This is a genomic window from Xanthomonas sp. WHRI 8393 (assembly GCF_040203315.1).
Classification (GTDB): Bacteria; Pseudomonadota; Gammaproteobacteria; order Xanthomonadales; family Xanthomonadaceae; genus Xanthomonas; species Xanthomonas arboricola.
The window spans coordinates 585,736-604,687 of sequence record NZ_JBEGGL010000002.1 but is presented as its reverse complement, the minus strand read 5'-3'; the positions used below and the strand labels follow the sequence as shown (position 1 = coordinate 604,687).

Here is an 18,952-nt window from a genome sequence, read left to right as displayed (position 1 = left end):
TAACGCGGCGATGGTGCCGCGCGCGCCGTGACCGGCCCGTGTATCGCCAGCGGCACGTCAACCTTTGCTGAGCAGCCGGTCCTTTATTGAGCCACCGGTGCCGACGCCGGCAAGCCACGCAGATGCGCCGCGAAACCCGGCAGCAGCACACGGTTGCCATACCCGCTCAAGTGGTCGGCATCGAAGAACAGCGGCCGGCCCTGCTGTGTCGGCGCGCACACCTGCGCATCGCACAGCGACGGCAGCGGGTCCCAGATGCTGGCGCCCCCTAGCCCGGATGCGATGCGACGCAATCCATCAAGTGCCGGTGCGCGATAGTCTTCCATCGCCTTGCGCTCGATCTGCATGCCGTTGGCGCAGATCGCATTGCCACGATTGAACCAGTCCGAACATCGGTAAGGCGGTGCCCTGAGCACCGGTTTGGGCGCTTCGAACACAATCAGAACGCCCCGCGCCTGCACCGGTGCCAGCAATGCGATCGTCGCCGCCACCGTCGCATCGCGCTCGCGCTGTGCCGGCTCGCTCTGCAGCGTGGCGATATTGCCGTGCAGGTCGAACAACACGTCCTGCTCGGCCAGCCGCGGCACCCGCAAACCAGGCAGGAACAGCACATCGCCCGCACGCGCCCTGCCCGCCACGTCCTCCAGCGCCGGTCGCAGGAACGCGTCGCAACCTGCGCCCTGACCACCCGGCTGCATCGATGCGACCGCACACCCGGCCACGCCATACATGCGCACGCTGCCGCCTTCCAGCAACGGAAAACGCCGCAGCATTTCGTTGTAGGCCAGCGCATGCGAATCGCCGATCACAAAGACCTGGCGCTGACTGGCCGCAGGACGCGAACACTGCCCGCGCGCGAAGATGCGCACCGGCTGCCCGCCCACCGATGCGTTGCTGGCGATCAGGCGGCAGTCCGGCAGCTCCTTGCGCAAGCCGCGCGCATACGCATACCAATTCAGCGGGTGGCGGCTGACCACACTCAACGAGGTATACGGCGTCGACTTGATCACTGCCGATTGCACGCCGAAGGCCAGCACCAACGCAGCGAGGCCGGCCATCACCACGCGCACGTTCGACCAGCCACCCATACGCCGATTGCGCCAAGGCAGTTCCACCCAGCGATACGACGCCGCCGCGCAAACAACCGTCAGCACCAGCGCCAGCAGCTTGGCCGCCACCGCATCCAGCCCGATCGTCCAGCGCAGCAGCACCAGCACCGGCCAGTGCCACAGATATAACGAATACGAGATGCGCCCGATCGTCACCACCGGCCTGGCGGACAACACGCGCCCGATCCAGCCCTCGCTGTGCCGATGCAGCAACGCCAACACCACCAGCGTGCCAACCACCGGCCACAGGCCATCGCTCCAGGGCGAATGCCCAGGCCGCGCATTCCACAGTCCGTTGCCGATGCCTGCCAAGGCCAACAGCAACAGCACTGCGCGCAACGGTGCAGGCAGGCCGATGCCTGCTGCGAACACACGCTGCCCGTCGCGGCGGCGCAGCAGTGCCATCAGCTGAAACAACACCACGCCGGCACCCAGTTGCCAAAAGCGTGCGGTGGTCAGATAGAAGGAAGTGACCTCGTGTCCCGGCACCTGCGTGCGCTGCCAGGCATAGCCCAGCGAGGCCGCGCTGGCGAGCGCGAACAGGCCTAGCGACCAGGCACGTCCGGCACCGCCACGCATCCAGGCCAGGAACATCCACGGAAACAGCAGATAGAACTGCTCCTCCACGCCCAGCGACCAGGTCTGCGTATACGGATTGAACTCGGCACGCGGCGAGAAATAATCCTGGCCGACGCTGGCCAACACCCAGTTGCTCAGCCCGAACAAGGCCATGCGTCCAGTCTTGGTGCTGGCTTCGCTCAGCCACGACTCGGGAATGAACAAGGTCGAAAACAGCGCGGTAACCAGCACGCAGACCAGCAAGGCCGGTGCGATACGCCGCAAGCGGCGCGCATAAAACCGCGCCAACTCGGCGGCCACCGCAATGCGCGGCAATCGATCGACCGACGCACCGACCACAAACCCCGAGATAACGAAAAATATATCGACGCCGGTGAAACCACCGGGCAACCAGCTGGCGTCCAGGTGATAGGCGATGACCGACAGCACCGCCAATGCACGCAATCCGTCGATATGCGCGAAGTAAGCATTCCCTGTCGCCGAGCGCGTCATCCTGATCCTCGAAGTTTCGTCACTTGCACACAAGCGGCCGCCCCTCATCGCGAACGGCCGAGCGGCGCACTCTAAAACGCATACGGGCCGCCATGCAGGAGAACTAGATCTCCCGCCTTGACGCATCGACCGCATCCACTTGGCGGCCACGCAATCGGGTTGACCACCACTCAACAGATGGGCACCCATCAGGTGCCCATGTGCCAACGCAAACCTATCTACGCAGCGTTACCAGACCAGGTCGTCGGGCACCTGGTACTGGGGATCGGCATACGGGTCTTCGCCTGCCGGCGCATTCGGGTCCACCTTCAATGCCACCGACGGTGCGAATACCGCTTCGGCGTCGGCCAGTACCTCGGCAGTCACCAATAGATAACGACCGTTGAGCTGCAGCACGCCGAGCTCGCCGGCGTTGAGCGCCTTGAGCTGATCGGCAGTCACGTAGATACGCTTGATCTTGCCGCCATATGGGAAATGCCGGGCAATATCCGCATCGGCGTGATTGAGCCCCTTGTCCTTGAGCAGCTCTTCGAGCTTGGCCTTGGCTTCGCGACGCAGGCGTGCTTCTTCCTGTTTCAGCCGCTCGGCTTCGATGCGCTCGTCCTTCTCGCGTTGCGCGCGGATCGCATAGGCCTTGGCCAGGTCGATGTCCTCACGCGTGCGTGCCGGCCTGGGTCCGCGGCGGTCGGCCGTGGACTGCGGCGGACGCTGCGATCCTGCCGGCTTGCCATCGTTGCGACGCTCCGGCCTGCCGTCGTGTTTGCGCTCGCCCTTGCCGTCGGTCGCCGCAGCGGCATGCGGCCGCTGCGGTCCCCTGCCCTGGCCACCCGGCTTGTTGCCGCCGGGCGCAGGCCTGCCACCGTTGCCATGTTGACGCGCGGCAGGCCGTGCGTCGGGTTTGCGTTCGGGCTTGGGTGCGGACTTGAAGCCCAACCCAAGCAACTGGTCACGTAAGGTATCGCTCATGGCGGTGGCAATCTGCAATCAATAATGCGGAGGCGGCGGTTCGTCCGCTGCGTCGGCAAACAACGTGGAGCGCACCTTGCCCAGATCCTCGAGCAGGTGGCGGATCAGTTCGGCATTGCGGGCGCCCGTCAAACGGGCGTCCGCAAGTGCTTCACTCAGTTCATTGAGCGCCTGCTCCTGAAAGGACAGGCGCGTTTCCAGTTCAACCAACCGCGCGTCCAGTTCCTGGTCGCGCGGCGAGAGTTGCTCATGCATGCAACGAACGGCCTCGTCCGATGGCGTAGTAGGCCAGACCTGCGGCTTCGATTTCCTGCGGGTCGTAAAGGTTGCGGCCGTCGAACACTACGTCGTCCTTCAAGGCCTGCTTGATCTTGCCGAAATCCGGGCTGCGGAACTGCTTCCACTCTGTGACCACGACCAGGGCGTCGGCGCCTTCCAGTGCGGCAAATGCCTCGTCGCAGAAGGTCAGGTCGTCGCGCTCGCCGAAGATGCGCTTGGCTTCATGGGTCGCTTCCGGGTCGTAGGCACGCACGGTGGCACCGGCTTCCCACAACTGCTCCATCAAACGGCGGCTGGACGCGGCACGCATGTCGTCGGTATTGGGCTTGAACGCCAGGCCCCACACCGCGAAGGTCTTGCCGGCAATGCTGCCGGTGCCTTCGGCGCCGTAATGCCGCTGCACCAGTTCGAACAGGTGCCCCTTCTGCGCGTTGTTGACTCTTTCCACCGCGTTGAGCAGGGTCGGCTCCATGCCGTACTGCTCGGCGGTCTTGGCCAGTGCCTGCACATCCTTCGGGAAGCACGAGCCGCCATAACCGGCGCCGGGATAGATGAAGTGCCAGCCGATGCGCGGATCCGAGCCGATCCCGTTACGCACGTGCTCGACGTCCGCACCGACGCGCTCGGCAATATTGGCGATCTCGTTCATGAAACTGATCTTGGTCGCCAGCATTGCGTTGGCCGCGTACTTGGTCAGCTCGGCCGAACGCACGTCCATCTCCACGATGCGGTCGCGGTTGCGGTTGAACGGCGCATACAGACGACGCATACGGGCAATGGCCGCCGGCTTCTTGGCGCCGATCACGATGCGATCCGGACGCATGCAGTCGGCCACGGCGTCGCCTTCCTTGAGGAACTCGGGGTTTGAGACCACATCGAACTCATGGTCCACGCCGCGTGCGTCCAGCTCTTCCTGGATCGCCACGCGCACCTTGTCGGCGGTGCCGACCGGCACGGTGGACTTGTTGACGACCACCGAGGGGCCATCGATATGGCGACCGACGGTACGCGCAACCGCCAGCACGTACTGCAGGTCGGCACTGCCATCCTCGTCCGGCGGCGTGCCCACGGCGATGAAGGTGATTTCGCCGTGCGCAATCGCCTCGGCCGCATCGGTGGTGAAGCGCAACCGGCCAGAGGCGTGGTTGGCTTTCACCATCGGCTCCAGGCCGGGTTCATAGATGGGAATCACCCCACGATTGAGACCATCAACTTTCGCCTGGTCGATATCCACGCAGATAACGTGATGACCTACTTCCGCCAGACAGGTACCGGTGACAAGACCAACATAGCCGGTACCAAAGATCGCAACTCGCATGGGTGGGGGTACTCCTGTGGGGGATCAGGGAAGGATACCCATCAGTTCGACATCGAACGTCAACGTTGCGTCTGGTCCGATCGGCCCCCCCTGCGTGCCGTTCGGGCCATAGGCCAAGTTGGATGGAATCCAGAAACGGTATTTCGAACCGACCGGCATCAACGCGACGCCCTCGGTCCAACCTGCAATGACTTGATTCAGACCGAACTCCGCCGGCTGGCCGCGCTGGTAGGAGCTGTCGAACACCTGCCCGTTGAGCAGCTTGCCTTCATAGTTCACGCGCACCGTGTTGGTGGGCATCGGACGCTCGCCGCTGCCCTGGCGCAGCACCATGTACTGCAGGCCCGACGCGGTGGTGATCACGCCCTTTTCGGTCTTGTTCTTGGCCAGGAAGGCATTGCCTTCCTCGCGATTCTTGGCACCGGCGGCGCCCTGCTTGGCAGAGGCGAACGCCTGCATGGTGGCAGCGGCTTCCTGCTGGGTCAGACGCGTGGTGCCCTTGGCGAACACGGTGCGCACCGCTTCCATCAGGATCGACAGGTCGATCTCGTCCTTGATGCCGGCCAGCGACGGACCGACCGCGCGATCGCCGAGCATCAGGCCGACATTTTCCTTGGACGGCGCGGCCGGCGCGCTACCCGGCGCCATGCCCGGAACCTGCTGGCCGTTACGCGCCGCCAGCGCCGTGCGCAGTGCGGTGTCGGTGGCCTGGGTCTGCTCGTCGGACAACAGCGGCTTGCCGCCCTTGAATGCATTCTCGATGGCGCGTTGCAGTGCGCTCACATCGATGTCCTGGGCAATCGGCTCGAACGAACGTGCCACGTCCATACCGATGGCGTAGCTGACGTTGTCGCGCGTGCTCTTCTCAGACGATGCATTCAAAACTGGCTTCTCCTTGGTGGCCGCTGCGGCCGGTTGCTGCGACATCGCCGGCATCGATGCCGACAGTGCCACCATCAGTAGCGACGCCGCCGCGCCGCGCTTTCCCATCTTCATTCGATGCACTTCCCGAAAGTGAAAAGACACGCCGACGCCGGCGCTGAATGCGCATTGTCGCATGTGCGCGTGGCCTTGCGAGCGCCGTGCTCAGCGCGACGGCGCGTTGAGCTCGCGTTCGATTGCCGCCAGCACGCTCGGATCGTCCGGTTTGATCTTGCTGGGGAACTGCGCCACCACCCGTCCATTGCGCCCGATCAGATACTTGTGGAAGTTCCAGCCCGGCGCCACACCCGTGGCCTGGGTCAGGCGCTGATACAGCGGCGTGGCCTGTGCACCCAGCACATGCACCTTCTCAAACATCGGGAACTTGACGCCATAGGTCAGCGTGCAGAATTCCTGGATCTGCTTCTCAGATCCGGGTTCCTGCCCCTGGAAATCGTTGGACGGAAAGCCCAGCACCGAAAAACCGCGGCTGCCGAAGCGCTGGTTGAGCGCCTCCAGCCCTTCGTACTGCGGGGTGTAGCCGCACTTGCTGGCGGTATTGACCACCATCAGGACCTTGCCGCCGTAGGTACGGTTCAGGTTGATTGGCGCCTTGCCGGCCAGCGGCCGGTAATCCAGATCCAGCACCGGCGCGCCGGCGGCCAGCGCCGAGACGGAGAAAAAGCCAGCGAATACAACGACCAGCAGACGCTTGAGCAACATGAGCGATCCCTTTCGATAGGTCCGGGCCACCCGCCGACGCGGGGTGCCATCAGTTGGGTATGACAGGCAGTTGACTGCCTGCGTGTCGGTGTTATAGTTGAATACAACACCAGTCATCCAACGCAGGGGAAAGCATGAACAGCACACGCTTCACGCGACCAGCTCCATTGCTGCTGTTCGGCAGCGCCCTGTTCGCCATTGGTTGCCTGGGAGCCGCTTCCAGTCAGGTCACGGAGTCCGGCGCCGATTATGGCGTGTCGGAGGCGGTTACGGAAAACGCGACAACTCCCCCCGAGGCGCGCACCCGGCCCAGCCGGCACCTGCGCGCTTCGCTGTCGATGCCCTATTTCTCCTTCGCGCAGGTTCTGCGCCCACGGAGCTGACCATGAACGACATCCAATGGAGCGACGGCGCTCCCATCTACCGCCAACTCAAGGAACGGGTGATTGCCATGATGCTCGATGGAATCCTCAAGCCTGGCGACGCCCTGCCCTCGGTACGGCAGGTGGCGGCCGACTACCAACTCAATCCCATCACCGTCTCGCGCGCCTACCAGGAACTGGCCGACGAGAACCTGGTGGAGAAACGCCGCGGCCTGGGCATGTTCATGACCCCGGAGGCCGCACAGAAATTGCGCGGCAGCGAGCGCGAGCGTTTCCTGAATGAAGAATGGCCCGCAGTGCTGGAACGCATCCAGCGCCTGGGACTGTCCATCGACGATCTGTTGCCACAGGGAAAAACACCATGACCGCCGTCTCCTCCGACCATGTGGTCGACGCACGTGGCCTGCGCAAGGCTTACAAGCATCGGCTCGCGCTGGACAACACCAGCTTCACCATCGCCGCCGGGCGCATCGTCGGCCTGATCGGCCCCAACGGCGCCGGCAAGACCACTGCGCTCAAGGCGGTGCTGGGGCTGACCGATTTCGATGGCGACCTGAGCGTGCTCGGCATGGATCCGCGCACCCAGCGCAACGCACTGATGAACGAGGTCTGCTTCATCGCCGACGTGGCGGTACTGCCGCGCTGGCTGCGGGTTGGCGAGGCGATCGACTTCGTCGCCGGCGTGCACCCGCGCTTCGATCGCGCCAAGTGCGAGCGCTTCCTGGCCAATACGCAGCTCAACCGCAAGTCGCGGGTGCGCGAGTTGTCCAAGGGCATGATCGTGCAGCTGCACCTGGCGCTGGTGATGGCCATCGATGCCCGCATCCTGGTGCTGGACGAGCCGACCCTGGGCCTGGACATCCTGTATCGCAAGCAGTTCTACCAGCGCCTGCTGGAGGACTACTTCGACGAGCAGAAGACCATCATCGTCACCACCCACCAGGTCGAAGAGATCGAACACATCCTCACCGATGTGATGTTCATCCGCGACGGCCGCATCGTGCTGACCGCTGACATGGAAAACGTGGCCGAGCGGTACACCGAAGTGCTGGTGGGTGCCGAGCATCTCGACGCCGCCAGAGGCCTGCAGCCGATCGACGAGCGCAGCCTCCCGTTTGGCAAGACCGTGATGCTGTTCGATGGCGTGCCGAAAGCGCAGCTCGCCCGTTTTGGCGAAACCCGCAATCCCGGCCTTGCCGACCTGTTCGTTGCGGTCATGAAGGGGACCTACGCATGAATGCACTCACCCACCAAGCTTCTCCCGCACGCACGTTTGGCTGGCTGCTCAAACGCGAGTACTGGGAACACCGCGGAGGTTTCGTCTGGGCACAGATCATCACCGGTGGCATCGCGGTGTTCTTCGCGCTGCTGGGCGCGGTGATCGGCGCGATCAGCGCGCGTCGCAACATGATCGGCGACAGCATCACGATGGACGATCTGGCCGAATACACGCGCACCCTGGGCCAGGTCGGCGACGGCCTGCTGCTCGGCGGCATCGGCATCGCCTCGGTGGTCCTGGCGTTCGTGGTGTTCTTCTATTCGCTGGGCAGCCTGTACGACGACCGTCGCGACCGCAGCGTACTGTTCTGGAAATCGCTGCCGGTGTCCGATGTGCAGACGGTGCTGTCCAAGGCCGCCTGGGCGCTGCTGCTGGCGCCGCTGATCGCCATCGTGATCGGCGTGCTGGTCGGCCTGGCACTGTGGCTGATCGCCATCGTGGGCGCCTCGATCGCCGGCGTCCCCAGCCCCTGGGCACTGGCGACCCATTCGCACCCGTTCTCGTTGCTGTGGCTGTTGCTGAAGACCGTGCCGATGAGTCTGCTGTGGGCATTGCCGACGGTGGGCTGGCTGATGTTCTGCTCGGCCTGGGCCACCAGCAAGCCGTTCCTGTGGGCGGTGCTGTTCCCGCTGCTGGCCTGCGTGATGCTGAGCATCCTCTCGGCGATGCCGGGTATCTCGCTGCCGATCGGCTGGATCTGGTACATCGTCGGCTACCGCGGCCTGCTCAGCGCCCTGCCCGGCACCTGGTCGCCGCGCGCGGTCAGCGGCAACCTCGACAGCAGCGCGATGCAGAACCCCAGCGATCTGGTGCAGTGGGCGCTGCAGCACACCGACAGCGCACGGGTCTACGGCAATCCGGACATCTGGATCGGCGCTGCAATCGGCGTTGCCCTGATCGCCGCCTCCATCTACCTGCGCCGTCGGCGCTCCGAAGCCTGAAGGACATCCCATGCGTCGTCTGCTGAGTCTGGCCATCCTGTTCGCCGTGCCCGGCGCTGCGTTCGCCGAGGAGCAATGCAAGTTCTCCGAACCGCGCAGCCTGGAGTTGAAACTGAGCGGAGTGAAGTCGGTGCTGTTCGAGGTCGGCTCCAACGACCTGCATCTGGACGCTGCGCCGGGCAACGGCGGGCGTTTGGGCGGCCGCGCCTGCGCGGCCAGGGCCGAGCTGCTCAAGGGCCTGACCGTCACCCAGAAGCGGGTCGGCGACAAGCTGGTGGTCACGCTGGCCGATGACCGCCCGCTGCGCATCTCCATCGGCGACAGCTATTCGTACCTGGACCTGCGCGGCAGCGTGCCGGACACGCTGCTGGTGCAGTTCGACGTGGGCTCCGGTGACGCCGAGATCAGCGGCGCTGCGGCCGTGAGTGCCGATGTCGGTTCCGGCGACATGGCCATCCGCCGCACCAGGGGCCGGGTCACCGCCAAGGTCGGTTCCGGCGATATCGAACTGGAAGAGATGGGGTCGCTGCGCGTGCTGGCGGTCGGCTCGGGCGATCTCAAGGCCAGGCAGGTGCATGGCGCGGCGGAGGTCGGCAAGGTCGGTTCGGGCGACGTCAAGCTGCGCGGCGTGGCAGGCAACGTCAAGTTCGGCACGATCGGCTCCGGCGATGTCGACATCGACGATGTGCAAGGCGATGTCGGCGTGGAAGCGGTCAACTCCGGCGCCCTGAGCGTGCACAAGGTGCGCGGCGATGTCAGCGTCGCGCGCAAGGGCAGCGGCGATATCGACGTCAGCGATGTGGCCGGCACCACCCGCGTGCCGACCGACAACTGACCACTGCATTGACCATTCAAGAGAGGGACGGCTGATGAAACTGTGGATTTGTGCGGTACTGGTGGGCGCACTGCTGGTCGGCTGCGGCAAGTCCGAACCCACGGTCGTGGTGTCGGGCAAGACCAACGCGAACGGGGTGATCTTCAACGGCAAGAGCCTGACGCTCCACCGCGACGGCCTGCCCGCGGCCACCATCGGCGCGGATGGCGCGCTCAGCATCGCCGGCAAGCCGGTGAGCCTGAACGATGCGCAGCGCCAGGCGATGCGCGGTTTCTACGTGCAGATCCAGGGCGTCGCCGATAAAGGCATCGACATCGGCACACAGGGCGCGGCCTTCGGGGCGCATGCCGCCGGCGAAGCGCTCAAGGGCGTGCTCAGCGGCAACACCGACCAGATCGGTGACAAGATCGAAGCGCAGGCGGAAACCTTCAAACACACTGCGATGCAGATCTGCGATCAGCTGGCCAAGCTGCGCAACGCGCAGGACGCCGCCGCGCAACTGGTGCCGGCATTCGCGCCGTACTCGACCCTCACCCAGCACGATATCGACGACTGCCGCAAGTAAGCGCGGCCTTTGATCGCCGCTGCACCCGCATCGACGGGCGCAGCGGCTGACCGGAACCGGATGGATCGTCACGCCGATTGCTGCGCGCACGCCAGGCACCCAACATCGGCCTGCGACATCTTGTCAGCCGCGCCATGTGCCGCAGGCACCGATCGGCTGGCCGGAGCGGGATTACACTAGTGCGCTCCCTGAACCCGGCGACCCCATGAACAAGTTGGTGATGCTCTGCATGGCGCTCCTGCTATGCGCCCTGACCGCCTGCGGCGACCAGTCGTCGCGGCGCGCCGAACGCGGCAAGCCGCGCGTTGCCATCACCACCCAGTCGGTGATGATCCGCCGCCCACCCGCGGCCAATGCGGAAATCACCCCCGACGGCACGCTGAAGATCGACGATATCGCGCTGCCGCAAAAGGAGCCGACGCGCGCCAAGTTGCAACTGCTGTTCGGGCACCTGCAGATGCTGCGCCAGCAGGCCGTCAACGAGGCTGGCGCGGACCCGGAATACAAGTCGATCAAGCTGACGGCCACGCCGGAGATCCAGAAGCTCAGCGGCGAATTGCTCGATGAAATCCCGTCGCTGCAGCCGTATCGCGAAAGCTTCGGCAACGTGCAGGCCGAGCGGCACTGAGTCCCGGCGAAGCCGCGGATTCGCGCAAAGCCGTGTAGGAGCGCACCTGGGCGCGACCGGGCGTTGTCGATAAAGCCCCGTCGCGCCCAAGGTGCGCTCCTACGCACGCACGCTGCGGTGGTCAGCCACCGCCGCCCGTGCTGCCGGCCTGGATGCCACCGCGGGTCAGCGCAGCCGGATCCAGCAAACGGCGCAGATCCGCCTCGCTGAGTCCGCTGTCTTCCAGCGCCACGTCCAGCACCGGGCGCTGTTCCTTGTAGGCACGCTTGGCGATCGCCGCGGCCTTCTCGTAGCCGATGATCGGGTTGAGCGCGGTGACCAGGATCGGATTGCGGTCCAGCGCCTCGCGCACACGCTCCTGGCGCACCTTCAACCCGGCAATCGCGCTATCGGCCAGCAGCCGCGCCACATTGCCCAGCAAGTTGATCGAATCCAGCAGGTTGTAGGCGATCAACGGCAGCGTCACGTTCAACTGGAAGTTGCCGGTCTGCCCGGCCACGGTGATCGCGGTGTGGTGGCCGATCACCTGTGCGCAGGCCATCACGGTGGCTTCGGGAATCACCGGGTTGACCTTGCCCGGCATGATCGAACTACCCGGTTGTAGCGCCGGCAACTCGATCTCGCCCAGCCCGGCCAGGGGGCCGGCATTCATCCAGCGCAGGTCGTTGGCGATCTTGATCAATGCCACCGCCAGCGCATTGAGCTGACCGGACAACTCCACCGCGTCGTCCTGCGCAGCCAGGCCTTCGAACTTGTTGTCGGCACTCTCGAACTTGAACTTGCTCAGGCCCGACAAGGCCTTGGCCACCTTGCCGCCAAAACGCGGATCGGCATTGATGCCGGTGCCGATCGCGGTGCCGCCCAGCGGCAGCCGGCGTAGGCGCTTGAGGGCATCGTCGATGCGCTCCTGCGCCGAACTCAGCTGCGCCGACCATGCACCGAATTCCTGGCCAAAGGTCAGCGGCATCGCATCCATCAGATGCGTGCGCCCGGTCTTGACGACCTTGTCCAGCCCCTTGCCGCGCTTGTCGATGGTCTTGCGCAGATGCTTGAGCGCCGGCTGCAGGTGTTCCTGCACCGCCAGCAGCGCCGACACCCGGATCGCGGTGGGCACCACGTCGTTGGAACTCTGCCCGAGATTGACGTGATCGTTGGGATGCACCGCGTCCTTGCCGGCGCGTGTGGCCAGCGTGGCGATCACCTCGTTAGCATTCATGTTGGACGAGGTGCCCGAGCCGGTCTGGTAGACGTCGATCGGAAACTGCGCGTCATACGTGCCGTCGGCGACCTGCAGCGCTGCGTCCTGCACGGCCTTGCCGATCGACTTGGGCAGCAGGCCGAGTTCGGCATTGACGCTAGCAGCAGCGGCCTTGATCAGCCCCAGCGCGCGGATGAAGCCGCGCGGCATCGGCTGGCCGGACACCGGGAAATTCTGCACGGCACGTTGGGTCTGCGCGCCCCACAAGGCATCGGCAGGCACCTGCAGCTCACCCATGCTGTCGTGTTCGGTCCTGAAACGTTCGCTCATCTGCACTCTCCGCACATGGTTGGTTTGTGGTGATGGATGGCTGGCAGCGGGCGTACCCACGCTGGCGAGGCTGCCTACGATACTCGCTCGCAGCGTTGCGACCGTGTCGTCGCAAGCCCTGGGCTAGACTGCCCAATGATCCATACGAGGTACCACGCCGCCATGGGCGACGACCCTGACTGTAGAAACGCATCGTTTGCGTCTTGCTTGCTTGCACACTGCCCCGGCACCGACGCGCAGCCGCTGACATACCGCGTCACTGCCGCTACGCGCCATGGAGGCAGACGCCATGTTGGGTAACGTGCTGCTGTTGTTCGTCGCACTGCTGCTGGTGCTGTTGAACGGCTTCTTCGTCGCCGCCGAGTTCGCGCTGGTCAAGCTGCGCCACACGCAGGCGGTGGGCCTGGCGCAGAACAACGGTTGGCGTGGGCGGTTGTTGCTCGGGGTACATGCGCATCTGGATGCCTACCTGTCGGCGTGCCAGCTTGGCATCACCCTGGCCTCGCTCGGCCTGGGCTGGGTCGGCGAGCCGGCCTTCGCGCATCTGCTGCAGCCGCTGTTCGACACCGCCGGCCTGTCGCCGGAAGCGGCACAGTTCACCGCACTGGCAATCGCCTTCAGCCTGATTTCGTTCCTGCACATCGTGCTGGGCGAACTGGCGCCCAAGACCATGGCGATCCGCCGCCCGGAGCGGATGTCGCTGTGGACCGCCGCGCCGCTCTACGTGTTCTATTGGCTGATGTACCCGGCGATCTGGGTGCTCAACACCAGCGCCAACCGCCTGCTGCGGGTGCTGGGCTGGGGCGATGTGGAGCACCAGTCGCATCGCTATTCGCGCGAGGAGCTGATGCTGATCGTCGGCCGCCAGGATCCCAACGCCGCCACGCCCGATCACGGGCTGGCCCTGATGAGCCATGCACTGGAACTGCCCGACCTGGTCGCCGGCGACCTGATGCGTCCGCGCGAGCACCTGCGCAGCCTGCGCGAAGGCATGACGCTGGAATCGGTGCTGGCCGAGTTCAGCGAGTCGCGCTACAGCCGCTACCCGTGGTTCGACGCCGATGGCGAGCAGGTGCTGGGCATCCTGCATACCAAGGATCTACTGGTGGCGATGGCACGCAGCCAGGATCTGGACGATCTGCGCCCGTTGCTACGCCCGCCCACCCTGCTGACCCTGGAAACCCCGATCCCCAGCGCGCTGGAGCAGTTCCGCACCGGCACCACCCATCTGGCGCTGTGCGTGGAGGAGGAGGGCCGCATCCTGGGCTTCTTCACCCTGGAAGACCTGCTGGAAGTGGTGGTCGGCGAGATCGAGGACGAGCACCGCCACGTGGTGCGCGATGCCCCGATCCGCAGCCAGGACGGCTCGCTGCTGGTGGCCGGCAGCACCTCGATCTTCCGCCTGGAACGTCTGCTGGGCCAGGACCTGAGCGCGCCGGACCACGTCAATTCGGTCGGCGGGCTGATCGTGCACCAATTGCAGCGGCTGCCCGAAGAAGGCGAAACCCTGGAGCTGGACGGCCACGCACTGACGGTGCGGCGCATGGCCGGGCACCGGATCCAGGCCATCACGGTGCGGCCGATCGGCGAAGCCGGCGCCGGGGCGGCGTAGAATACGCACCCCCGCCAGCCTCCCAGTGCCCTGCCCATGTCGGATTCCGCCCTGCTCGCCCTGTCCCCGCTCGACGGCCGCTACGCTTCCAAAGTGGATGCGCTGCGCCCGATCTTCTCCGAATATGGCCTGATCAGGGCGCGGGTCAAGGTCGAGATCGAATGGCTGCTGGCATTGGCTGCCGAACCGGGCATCGCCGAGCTGGCGCCGTTCTCGGCCGCCGCCACCCAGACCCTGCGCCGCCTGGCAGACGACTTCAGCGTCGGCGATGCCGCGCGGGTCAAGCAGATCGAGCGCACCACCAACCACGACGTCAAGGCGGTGGAATACTTCATCAAGGAACAGCTCAAGGACGATGCCGAGCTGGGCCCGGCGCTGGAATTCGTGCATTTCGCCTGCACCAGCGAGGACATCAACAACCTCAGCTACGGCCTGATGCTGGAGCAGGCGCGCCGCGAGGTGCTGCTGCCCACGCTGGACGGCATCACCGCCAGCCTGCGCACCCTCGCCCATGCCCAGGCCGGCCAGCCGATGCTGTCGCGCACGCATGGCCAGACCGCCTCGCCCACCACGCTGGGCAAGGAAATCGCCAATGTGGTCGCGCGCCTGGAGCGGCAGCGCAAGCAGATCGCCGCGGTCGAGCTCACCGGCAAGATCAACGGCGCGGTCGGCAACTACAACGCGCACCTGGTGTCGTACCCGGAGCTGGACTGGGCCGCGTTCGCGCAGCGCTTCGTCGAAAGCCTGGGCCTGGTATTCAACCCCTATACCACCCAGATCGAGCCGCACGACAACGTGGCCGAAATCGGCGACGCCAGCCGCCGCGTGAACACCATCCTGATCGACCTGTCGCGCGACATCTGGGGCTACATCTCGCTGGGCTACTTCAAGCAGAAGCTCAAGGAGGGCGAAGTCGGCTCCTCGACCATGCCGCACAAGGTCAACCCGATCGACTTCGAAAATGCCGAAGGCAACTTCGGCATCGCCAATGCGCTGTTCGAGCATTTTTCCGCCAAGCTGCCGATCAGCCGCTGGCAGCGCGACCTCACCGACTCCACCGTGCTGCGTGCGCTCGGCACCGCATTCGGCCATACCCAGGTCGCGCTGGATTCGCTGGCCAAGGGCCTGGGCAAGCTGACCGTCAATCCCGAACGCCTGGATGCCGATCTGGATGCGGCCTGGGAAGTACTGGCCGAAGCCGTGCAGACGGTGATGCGTCGCCACGGCCTGCCCAACCCCTACGAGCAGCTCAAGGCGCTGACCCGCGGCCAGGGCATCACTGCCGCGTCCATGCAAGCCTTTGTCGAGAGCCTGCAGTTGCCGGAGCAGGACAAGCAGCGGCTGCGGGCGCTGACGCCGGGTGCCTACACCGGGCTGGCCGAACAGCTGGCGCGCGCGATCTAAGCAGCGGCACCCACCCACCGGTATCACGCCCTTGTATCCAGCTGTCAGGAGTATTGCCATGGCATTGCGCGCGCTGCTGTCTGTCTCCCTGCTTGCGTCGGTGGCCTGCGGATTGCTGGCCTGCGGGAAGCAGGCCACTCCCGACTCGCAGCCCGACTCCGCCGCTGCCGCGCCGCGCGCGCCGGCCGGCGTGACGGCCGCACCGGTTCCGTCTGTTCCGTCAGTTCCGTCGGTTCCGTCGGTTCCGAGCATGGACGGCGCCACCCAGGTCGCCAGCAATGGCGAGCGGCCGACACTGATGGTCACCTCGACCAGCGGCACGGTCAGCTGCGACGGCCATAACGTCGATCTGACCGGCCAGAACGCCAATCTGGTCCTCAAGGGTGACTGCGGCACGATCGCGGTGCTGGGCCAGCATGCGATCGTGCAGATCGAGCGCGCCGAGGCAGTGCGCATGGTCGGCAACGATGCCCAGGTCACCCTCGCCGGCGATGCCAGCACCATCGAACTGTTCAGCCGCACCTCCACGCTCAAGGCCGGCCGCATCGGCACGCTGCTGGTGCCGGGCGACGACAACCAGGTACAGGCGCAGGCGATCGCCTCCGCCACGCTGCACGGCCGCGGCAACCGCATCACCCAGCAATCCGGCACTGCGATGGTCAACGACTACGGCAGCAACAACCAGATCTCCACCCGCTGATCTGCTGACACCGAGACACCCAGGTGCATACGCGGCCGTGCATGGCCCGGACGCGCACCGGAACCTCACCGCGACACCCGCATGCAAGGCAGCGCATGGCGGGCTGGGCGACAATAAGCCACCTCGCCGGCCGCACCGCGCCGGCCCTCCAGTCGGACCCGTGACACCATGAAAAAGACCCCCGCAAAAAAGATCGCCGCCAGGAAAGGCGCGCCACTGCCCTTCGAGATCCACGCCACCCGCGACCAGCCGCTGGGCATGCCGGTCGAGCGCTTCCTGCGCAACTACTGGCACAAGCACCCGCTGCTGATCCGCAACGCGTTTGCGGAGTTCCAGTCCCCGCTGCAGCCCGAAGACCTGGCCGGTCTGGCCTGCGAAGACGGCGTGCTGGCACGCCTGATCAGCCACGACCGCGCCACCGACGACTGGAACGTGCGCACCGGCCCGTTCCAGGAAACCGACTTCCCCGGCCTGCCCGACCATGACTGGACCCTGCTGGTGCAGGACGTGGACAAGTGGGACGCCGACGTCCGCGCGCTACTGGAACAGTTCCGCTTCCTGCCGCGCTGGCGCATCGACGACATCATGATCAGCTTCGCCGCCACCGGCGGCTCGGTCGGCGCGCATGTCGACCATTACGACGTGTTCCTGCTGCAGGGCCAGGGCCACCGCCGCTGGCAGATCGACGCACGCGCGCAGCAGGGCCGCAAGGCCGCGCCGCTGGCGTTCCGCGACGATGTCGAGCTCAAGCTGCTGCGCGACTTCAAGCCCACCCACGACTGGGTGCTGGGCCCGGGCGACATGCTGTACCTGCCGCCGCTGGTACCGCACCACGGCGTGGCCGAAGACGCCTGCCTGACCTTCTCCATCGGCACCCGCGCGCCGTCCTCGGCCGAGCTGATCGGCGACTACCTGGACACCTTGATCGCCGATGCCGACGAGGCCGTGCGCTATCACGACGAAGACCTCAAGGTGCCGGCCGATCCGTACGAGATCGACGTCACCGCGATGAACCGCGTGGTCGAAGCGCTCAACGCGCTGCGCATGAACGACCCGGATCGCCTGGGCGACTGGTTCGGCCGCTTCATGACCACCTACCGCGCCTCCGGCGACGTGGTGCCGGCACCCGAACCGATTCCCCGCGAGGCGGTCGAGCAGGCGCTGGAAGAAGGCGTGCTGCTGCACCGTCACCCCTGGTCGCGGCTGGCCTGGCGGCGTGCCAAGCGTGGCGCCACCCTGTTCTGCAGCGGCCTGGAATTCCCGCTGTCGGCCAAGGACGCCGCACGTCTGGCCGCAGCCGAAGAGATCGACGGCACGCTGTATGCGCAGCTGTCCAACCGTGGCCGCGAGGTGGTGCTGGAGCTGCTGGCGCAGGGCCATTACCAGCGCGCCCACGAGGACGCGGAAGACGACATTGAGGACATCGACGACGACCAGGGCCACGTCCTGAGCCTGTCGGGCGACCACGACGATGCCGACGCCGGGGCCGACACGCCGGACGCGGATGACGAGATCGACGCCGAGGCCGACGTCGAGCAGGTCGCCGATGCCGCGGACGGCCCGGCCCAGGCTGAGGAGGCCGAACAAGGCGAGGATGCCGACCAGGACGACGACAGCGGGCTGGCCGACGACGACGCGGCATCGGACGCTGGCGACGACGGGTCCGACCAGCGCGCATGAGTTCCCAGGCCGGGCTGCAGATCGTTTCGCTGGATGCGGCGTCCGACGCCGCAACCCTGCGTGCGCTGCGCCTGGCCTGCGGCACCGGCAGCACCGAGGACAGCACCGAGGACAGCGCTGCCGACTGGGACGCCCTGGACCCGCTCAGCCTGCACCTGGCGCTGCGCAGCGAGGACGGCCAGTTGATCGGCTCGGTGCGGCTGACGGCAGATCGGCGCATCGACCGGCTCGGCGTGCTGCCGGGCTGGCGCCGCCGCGGCCTGGCCGACCGGTTGCTCGCAGCCGCCGTCGCCAGCGCGCAACAACGCGGCTGGCCCGGCCTGCAAACCCGCGTGAACACAGACGCCGAGGCCGTGTTCGCACGCCTGGGCTTCCTGCCGGACACCTCTTCCGACCGGCACCCCGCTAGCGCGGCAACGGCGGACGATCGTCCGGGCAGGCCGCTGCACCGCCGTCTCGACGGCCCGATGGCGGTGGACGACCTGCGCGCGGCCCTGGCCGCCACCACCGGCCTGCTGTACGCCGCACGCCGCCAGGTGCTGATCTATACGCGGGCACTGGATCCACCGCTGTTCGACAACCCCGCAGTGCTCGATGCGCTGCGCCGCTTTGCCACCGCCCGCCACGACAAGCGCGTGCAGGTGCTGGTGCAGGACACCGCCGTCGCGGGCGTTAACAGCAGCGCGATGCTGCGGCTGGCCCAGCGCCTGCCCAGCGTGTTCCGCTTCCGTGCGGTCAGCGATCCGGTCGATGCCAGCTACGCGTCGGCCTATGTGGTGGGCGATGACGCCTACTACTTTCGTCCAACAGGCCATCGCTTCGACGATGGCGAAACCTGGCTGTCGGGCGCGGCGCGCAGCCGCCAGCTGGAGCGCGAATTCGCGCAGATATGGGAGCGCAGCGCGCTTTGGAACGAACCACGCGCACTCGGCATCTGAGACCGCAGCGCCCTTCGCACGTAGGCGCCAGGCGGTTGCACCTACCCGTCCGGTCAGCTGGCAGACGCCCCC

General features: G+C 66.2%; 19 protein-coding genes. 12 read left to right on the top strand and 7 right to left on the bottom strand.

Annotation, left to right across the window (positions count from 1 at the left end; genetic code table 11):
• Window positions 1–83: 83 nt before the first annotated feature.
• From ABQ137_RS08665 to ABQ137_RS08640, 6 genes are all read right to left on the bottom strand, one after another.
• Window positions 84–2,180 carry an acyltransferase family protein gene (locus ABQ137_RS08665; protein ID WP_349782023.1) on the bottom strand — a complete coding sequence of 699 codons (2,097 nt, stop codon included), beginning with the start codon at window positions 2,178–2,180 and terminating at the stop codon, window positions 84–86.
• 228 nt (window positions 2,181–2,408) lie between these two features.
• Window positions 2,409–3,146, bottom strand: coding sequence for a DUF2058 domain-containing protein (locus tag ABQ137_RS08660; protein ID WP_323808440.1), 738 nt, complete (start codon window positions 3,144–3,146; stop codon window positions 2,409–2,411).
• 18 nt (window positions 3,147–3,164) lie between these two features.
• Window positions 3,165–3,401 carry a SlyX family protein gene (locus tag ABQ137_RS08655; RefSeq protein ID WP_024939344.1) on the bottom strand — a complete coding sequence of 79 codons (237 nt, stop codon included), beginning with the start codon at window positions 3,399–3,401 and terminating at the stop codon, window positions 3,165–3,167.
• Window positions 3,394–4,743 (bottom strand): UDP-glucose dehydrogenase family protein, encoded by a 1,350-nt coding sequence (locus tag ABQ137_RS08650; RefSeq protein ID WP_349782021.1) that lies wholly within the window; start codon window positions 4,741–4,743, stop codon window positions 3,394–3,396. The genes ABQ137_RS08655 and ABQ137_RS08650 overlap by 8 nt, the downstream gene beginning before the upstream one ends.
• 24 nt (window positions 4,744–4,767) lie before the next feature.
• Window positions 4,768–5,739, bottom strand: coding sequence for an FKBP-type peptidyl-prolyl cis-trans isomerase (locus tag ABQ137_RS08645; protein WP_016901531.1), 972 nt, complete (start codon window positions 5,737–5,739; stop codon window positions 4,768–4,770).
• A gap of 90 nt (window positions 5,740–5,829) precedes the next feature.
• Window positions 5,830–6,387 carry a glutathione peroxidase gene (locus ABQ137_RS08640; protein WP_024939342.1) on the bottom strand — a complete coding sequence of 186 codons (558 nt, stop codon included), beginning with the start codon at window positions 6,385–6,387 and terminating at the stop codon, window positions 5,830–5,832.
• 134 nt (window positions 6,388–6,521) lie between these two features.
• Between ABQ137_RS08640 and ABQ137_RS08635 the strand changes: the two genes are divergently transcribed.
• The 7 genes from ABQ137_RS08635 (at window position 6,522) to ABQ137_RS08605 (ending at window position 11,018) form a co-directional block, all read left to right on the top strand.
• Entirely contained in the window at window positions 6,522–6,770 is a 249-nt protein-coding gene (locus ABQ137_RS08635) for a hypothetical protein (protein WP_024939341.1), read from the top strand.
• Window positions 6,771–6,772: 2 nt separating this feature from the next.
• Window positions 6,773–7,135: a GntR family transcriptional regulator gene (locus ABQ137_RS08630; protein WP_003483692.1), complete on the top strand. Its 363-nt coding sequence runs from the start codon at window positions 6,773–6,775 to the stop codon at window positions 7,133–7,135.
• On the top strand, window positions 7,132–8,007 hold the full coding sequence (locus ABQ137_RS08625; protein WP_046342254.1) for an ABC transporter ATP-binding protein: 876 nt from the start codon (window positions 7,132–7,134) through the stop codon (window positions 8,005–8,007). Before ABQ137_RS08630 ends, ABQ137_RS08625 begins: the two co-directional genes overlap by 4 nt.
• The gene (locus ABQ137_RS08620) at window positions 8,004–8,990 is read left to right on the top strand and encodes an ABC transporter permease (RefSeq protein WP_039528074.1); all 987 of its coding nucleotides are present in this window, start codon (window positions 8,004–8,006) and stop codon (window positions 8,988–8,990) included. The genes ABQ137_RS08625 and ABQ137_RS08620 overlap by 4 nt, the downstream gene beginning before the upstream one ends.
• 10 nt (window positions 8,991–9,000) lie before the next feature.
• Window positions 9,001–9,825: a DUF4097 family beta strand repeat-containing protein gene (locus ABQ137_RS08615; RefSeq protein ID WP_039528077.1), complete on the top strand. Its 825-nt coding sequence runs from the start codon at window positions 9,001–9,003 to the stop codon at window positions 9,823–9,825.
• A 34-nt stretch (window positions 9,826–9,859) separates the two neighbouring features.
• A complete protein-coding gene (locus ABQ137_RS08610; protein WP_184380033.1) occupies window positions 9,860–10,390 on the top strand; it encodes a DUF2884 family protein in 531 nt (176 codons plus the stop codon).
• Between the two features lie 205 nt (window positions 10,391–10,595).
• Window positions 10,596–11,018, top strand: coding sequence for a hypothetical protein (locus ABQ137_RS08605; protein ID WP_016901538.1), 423 nt, complete (start codon window positions 10,596–10,598; stop codon window positions 11,016–11,018).
• A 121-nt stretch (window positions 11,019–11,139) separates the two neighbouring features.
• Here the strand turns inward: ABQ137_RS08605 and ABQ137_RS08600 are convergent, their stop codons facing one another.
• Complete coding sequence (locus ABQ137_RS08600; protein ID WP_102252181.1) at window positions 11,140–12,546, bottom strand: class II fumarate hydratase; 1,407 nt, start codon at window positions 12,544–12,546, stop codon at window positions 11,140–11,142.
• Window positions 12,547–12,835: 289 nt separating this feature from the next.
• Between ABQ137_RS08600 and ABQ137_RS08595 the strand changes: the two genes are divergently transcribed.
• The 5 genes from ABQ137_RS08595 (at window position 12,836) to ABQ137_RS08575 (ending at window position 18,880) form a co-directional block, all read left to right on the top strand.
• Window positions 12,836–14,158, top strand: a complete 1,323-nt coding sequence (locus ABQ137_RS08595; RefSeq protein ID WP_054591704.1) for a hemolysin family protein — start codon at window positions 12,836–12,838, stop codon at window positions 14,156–14,158.
• A 36-nt stretch (window positions 14,159–14,194) separates the two neighbouring features.
• A complete protein-coding gene (gene purB / locus ABQ137_RS08590) occupies window positions 14,195–15,562 on the top strand; it encodes an adenylosuccinate lyase (protein ID WP_016901541.1) in 1,368 nt (455 codons plus the stop codon).
• Between the two features lie 58 nt (window positions 15,563–15,620).
• A complete protein-coding gene (locus ABQ137_RS08585) occupies window positions 15,621–16,262 on the top strand; it encodes a DUF3060 domain-containing protein (RefSeq protein ID WP_349782018.1) in 642 nt (213 codons plus the stop codon).
• 192 nt (window positions 16,263–16,454) lie between these two features.
• A complete protein-coding gene (locus ABQ137_RS08580) occupies window positions 16,455–17,942 on the top strand; it encodes a ribosomal protein uL16 3-hydroxylase (protein WP_349782350.1) in 1,488 nt (495 codons plus the stop codon).
• Window positions 17,939–18,880: a GNAT family N-acetyltransferase gene (locus ABQ137_RS08575; RefSeq protein ID WP_349782016.1), complete on the top strand. Its 942-nt coding sequence runs from the start codon at window positions 17,939–17,941 to the stop codon at window positions 18,878–18,880. Before ABQ137_RS08580 ends, ABQ137_RS08575 begins: the two co-directional genes overlap by 4 nt.
• Window positions 18,881–18,952 lie beyond the last annotated feature (72 nt).

What these genes read in the sequence shown, in the direction of transcription:
- ABQ137_RS08665 (WP_349782023.1), bottom strand. Translation starts at nt 2,180, where the DNA reads ATGACGCGCTCGGCGACAGGGAATGCTTACTTCGCGCATATCGACGGA.
- ABQ137_RS08660 (WP_323808440.1), bottom strand. Translation starts at nt 3,146, where the DNA reads ATGAGCGATACCTTACGTGACCAGTTGCTTGGGTTGGGCTTCAAGTCC.
- ABQ137_RS08655 (WP_024939344.1), bottom strand. Translation starts at nt 3,401, where the DNA reads ATGCATGAGCAACTCTCGCCGCGCGACCAGGAACTGGACGCGCGGTTG.
- ABQ137_RS08650 (WP_349782021.1), bottom strand. Translation starts at nt 4,743, where the DNA reads ATGCGAGTTGCGATCTTTGGTACCGGCTATGTTGGTCTTGTCACCGGT.
- ABQ137_RS08645 (WP_016901531.1), bottom strand. Translation starts at nt 5,739, where the DNA reads ATGAAGATGGGAAAGCGCGGCGCGGCGGCGTCGCTACTGATGGTGGCA.
- ABQ137_RS08640 (WP_024939342.1), bottom strand. Translation starts at nt 6,387, where the DNA reads ATGTTGCTCAAGCGTCTGCTGGTCGTTGTATTCGCTGGCTTTTTCTCC.
- ABQ137_RS08635 (WP_024939341.1), top strand. Translation starts at nt 6,522, where the DNA reads ATGAACAGCACACGCTTCACGCGACCAGCTCCATTGCTGCTGTTCGGC.
- ABQ137_RS08630 (WP_003483692.1), top strand. Translation starts at nt 6,773, where the DNA reads ATGAACGACATCCAATGGAGCGACGGCGCTCCCATCTACCGCCAACTC.
- ABQ137_RS08625 (WP_046342254.1), top strand. Translation starts at nt 7,132, where the DNA reads ATGACCGCCGTCTCCTCCGACCATGTGGTCGACGCACGTGGCCTGCGC.
- ABQ137_RS08620 (WP_039528074.1), top strand. Translation starts at nt 8,004, where the DNA reads ATGAATGCACTCACCCACCAAGCTTCTCCCGCACGCACGTTTGGCTGG.
- ABQ137_RS08615 (WP_039528077.1), top strand. Translation starts at nt 9,001, where the DNA reads ATGCGTCGTCTGCTGAGTCTGGCCATCCTGTTCGCCGTGCCCGGCGCT.
- ABQ137_RS08610 (WP_184380033.1), top strand. Translation starts at nt 9,860, where the DNA reads ATGAAACTGTGGATTTGTGCGGTACTGGTGGGCGCACTGCTGGTCGGC.
- ABQ137_RS08605 (WP_016901538.1), top strand. Translation starts at nt 10,596, where the DNA reads ATGAACAAGTTGGTGATGCTCTGCATGGCGCTCCTGCTATGCGCCCTG.
- ABQ137_RS08600 (WP_102252181.1), bottom strand. Translation starts at nt 12,546, where the DNA reads ATGAGCGAACGTTTCAGGACCGAACACGACAGCATGGGTGAGCTGCAG.
- ABQ137_RS08595 (WP_054591704.1), top strand. Translation starts at nt 12,836, where the DNA reads ATGTTGGGTAACGTGCTGCTGTTGTTCGTCGCACTGCTGCTGGTGCTG.
- purB (WP_016901541.1), top strand. Translation starts at nt 14,195, where the DNA reads ATGTCGGATTCCGCCCTGCTCGCCCTGTCCCCGCTCGACGGCCGCTAC.
- ABQ137_RS08585 (WP_349782018.1), top strand. Translation starts at nt 15,621, where the DNA reads ATGGCATTGCGCGCGCTGCTGTCTGTCTCCCTGCTTGCGTCGGTGGCC.
- ABQ137_RS08575 (WP_349782016.1), top strand. Translation starts at nt 17,939, where the DNA reads ATGAGTTCCCAGGCCGGGCTGCAGATCGTTTCGCTGGATGCGGCGTCC.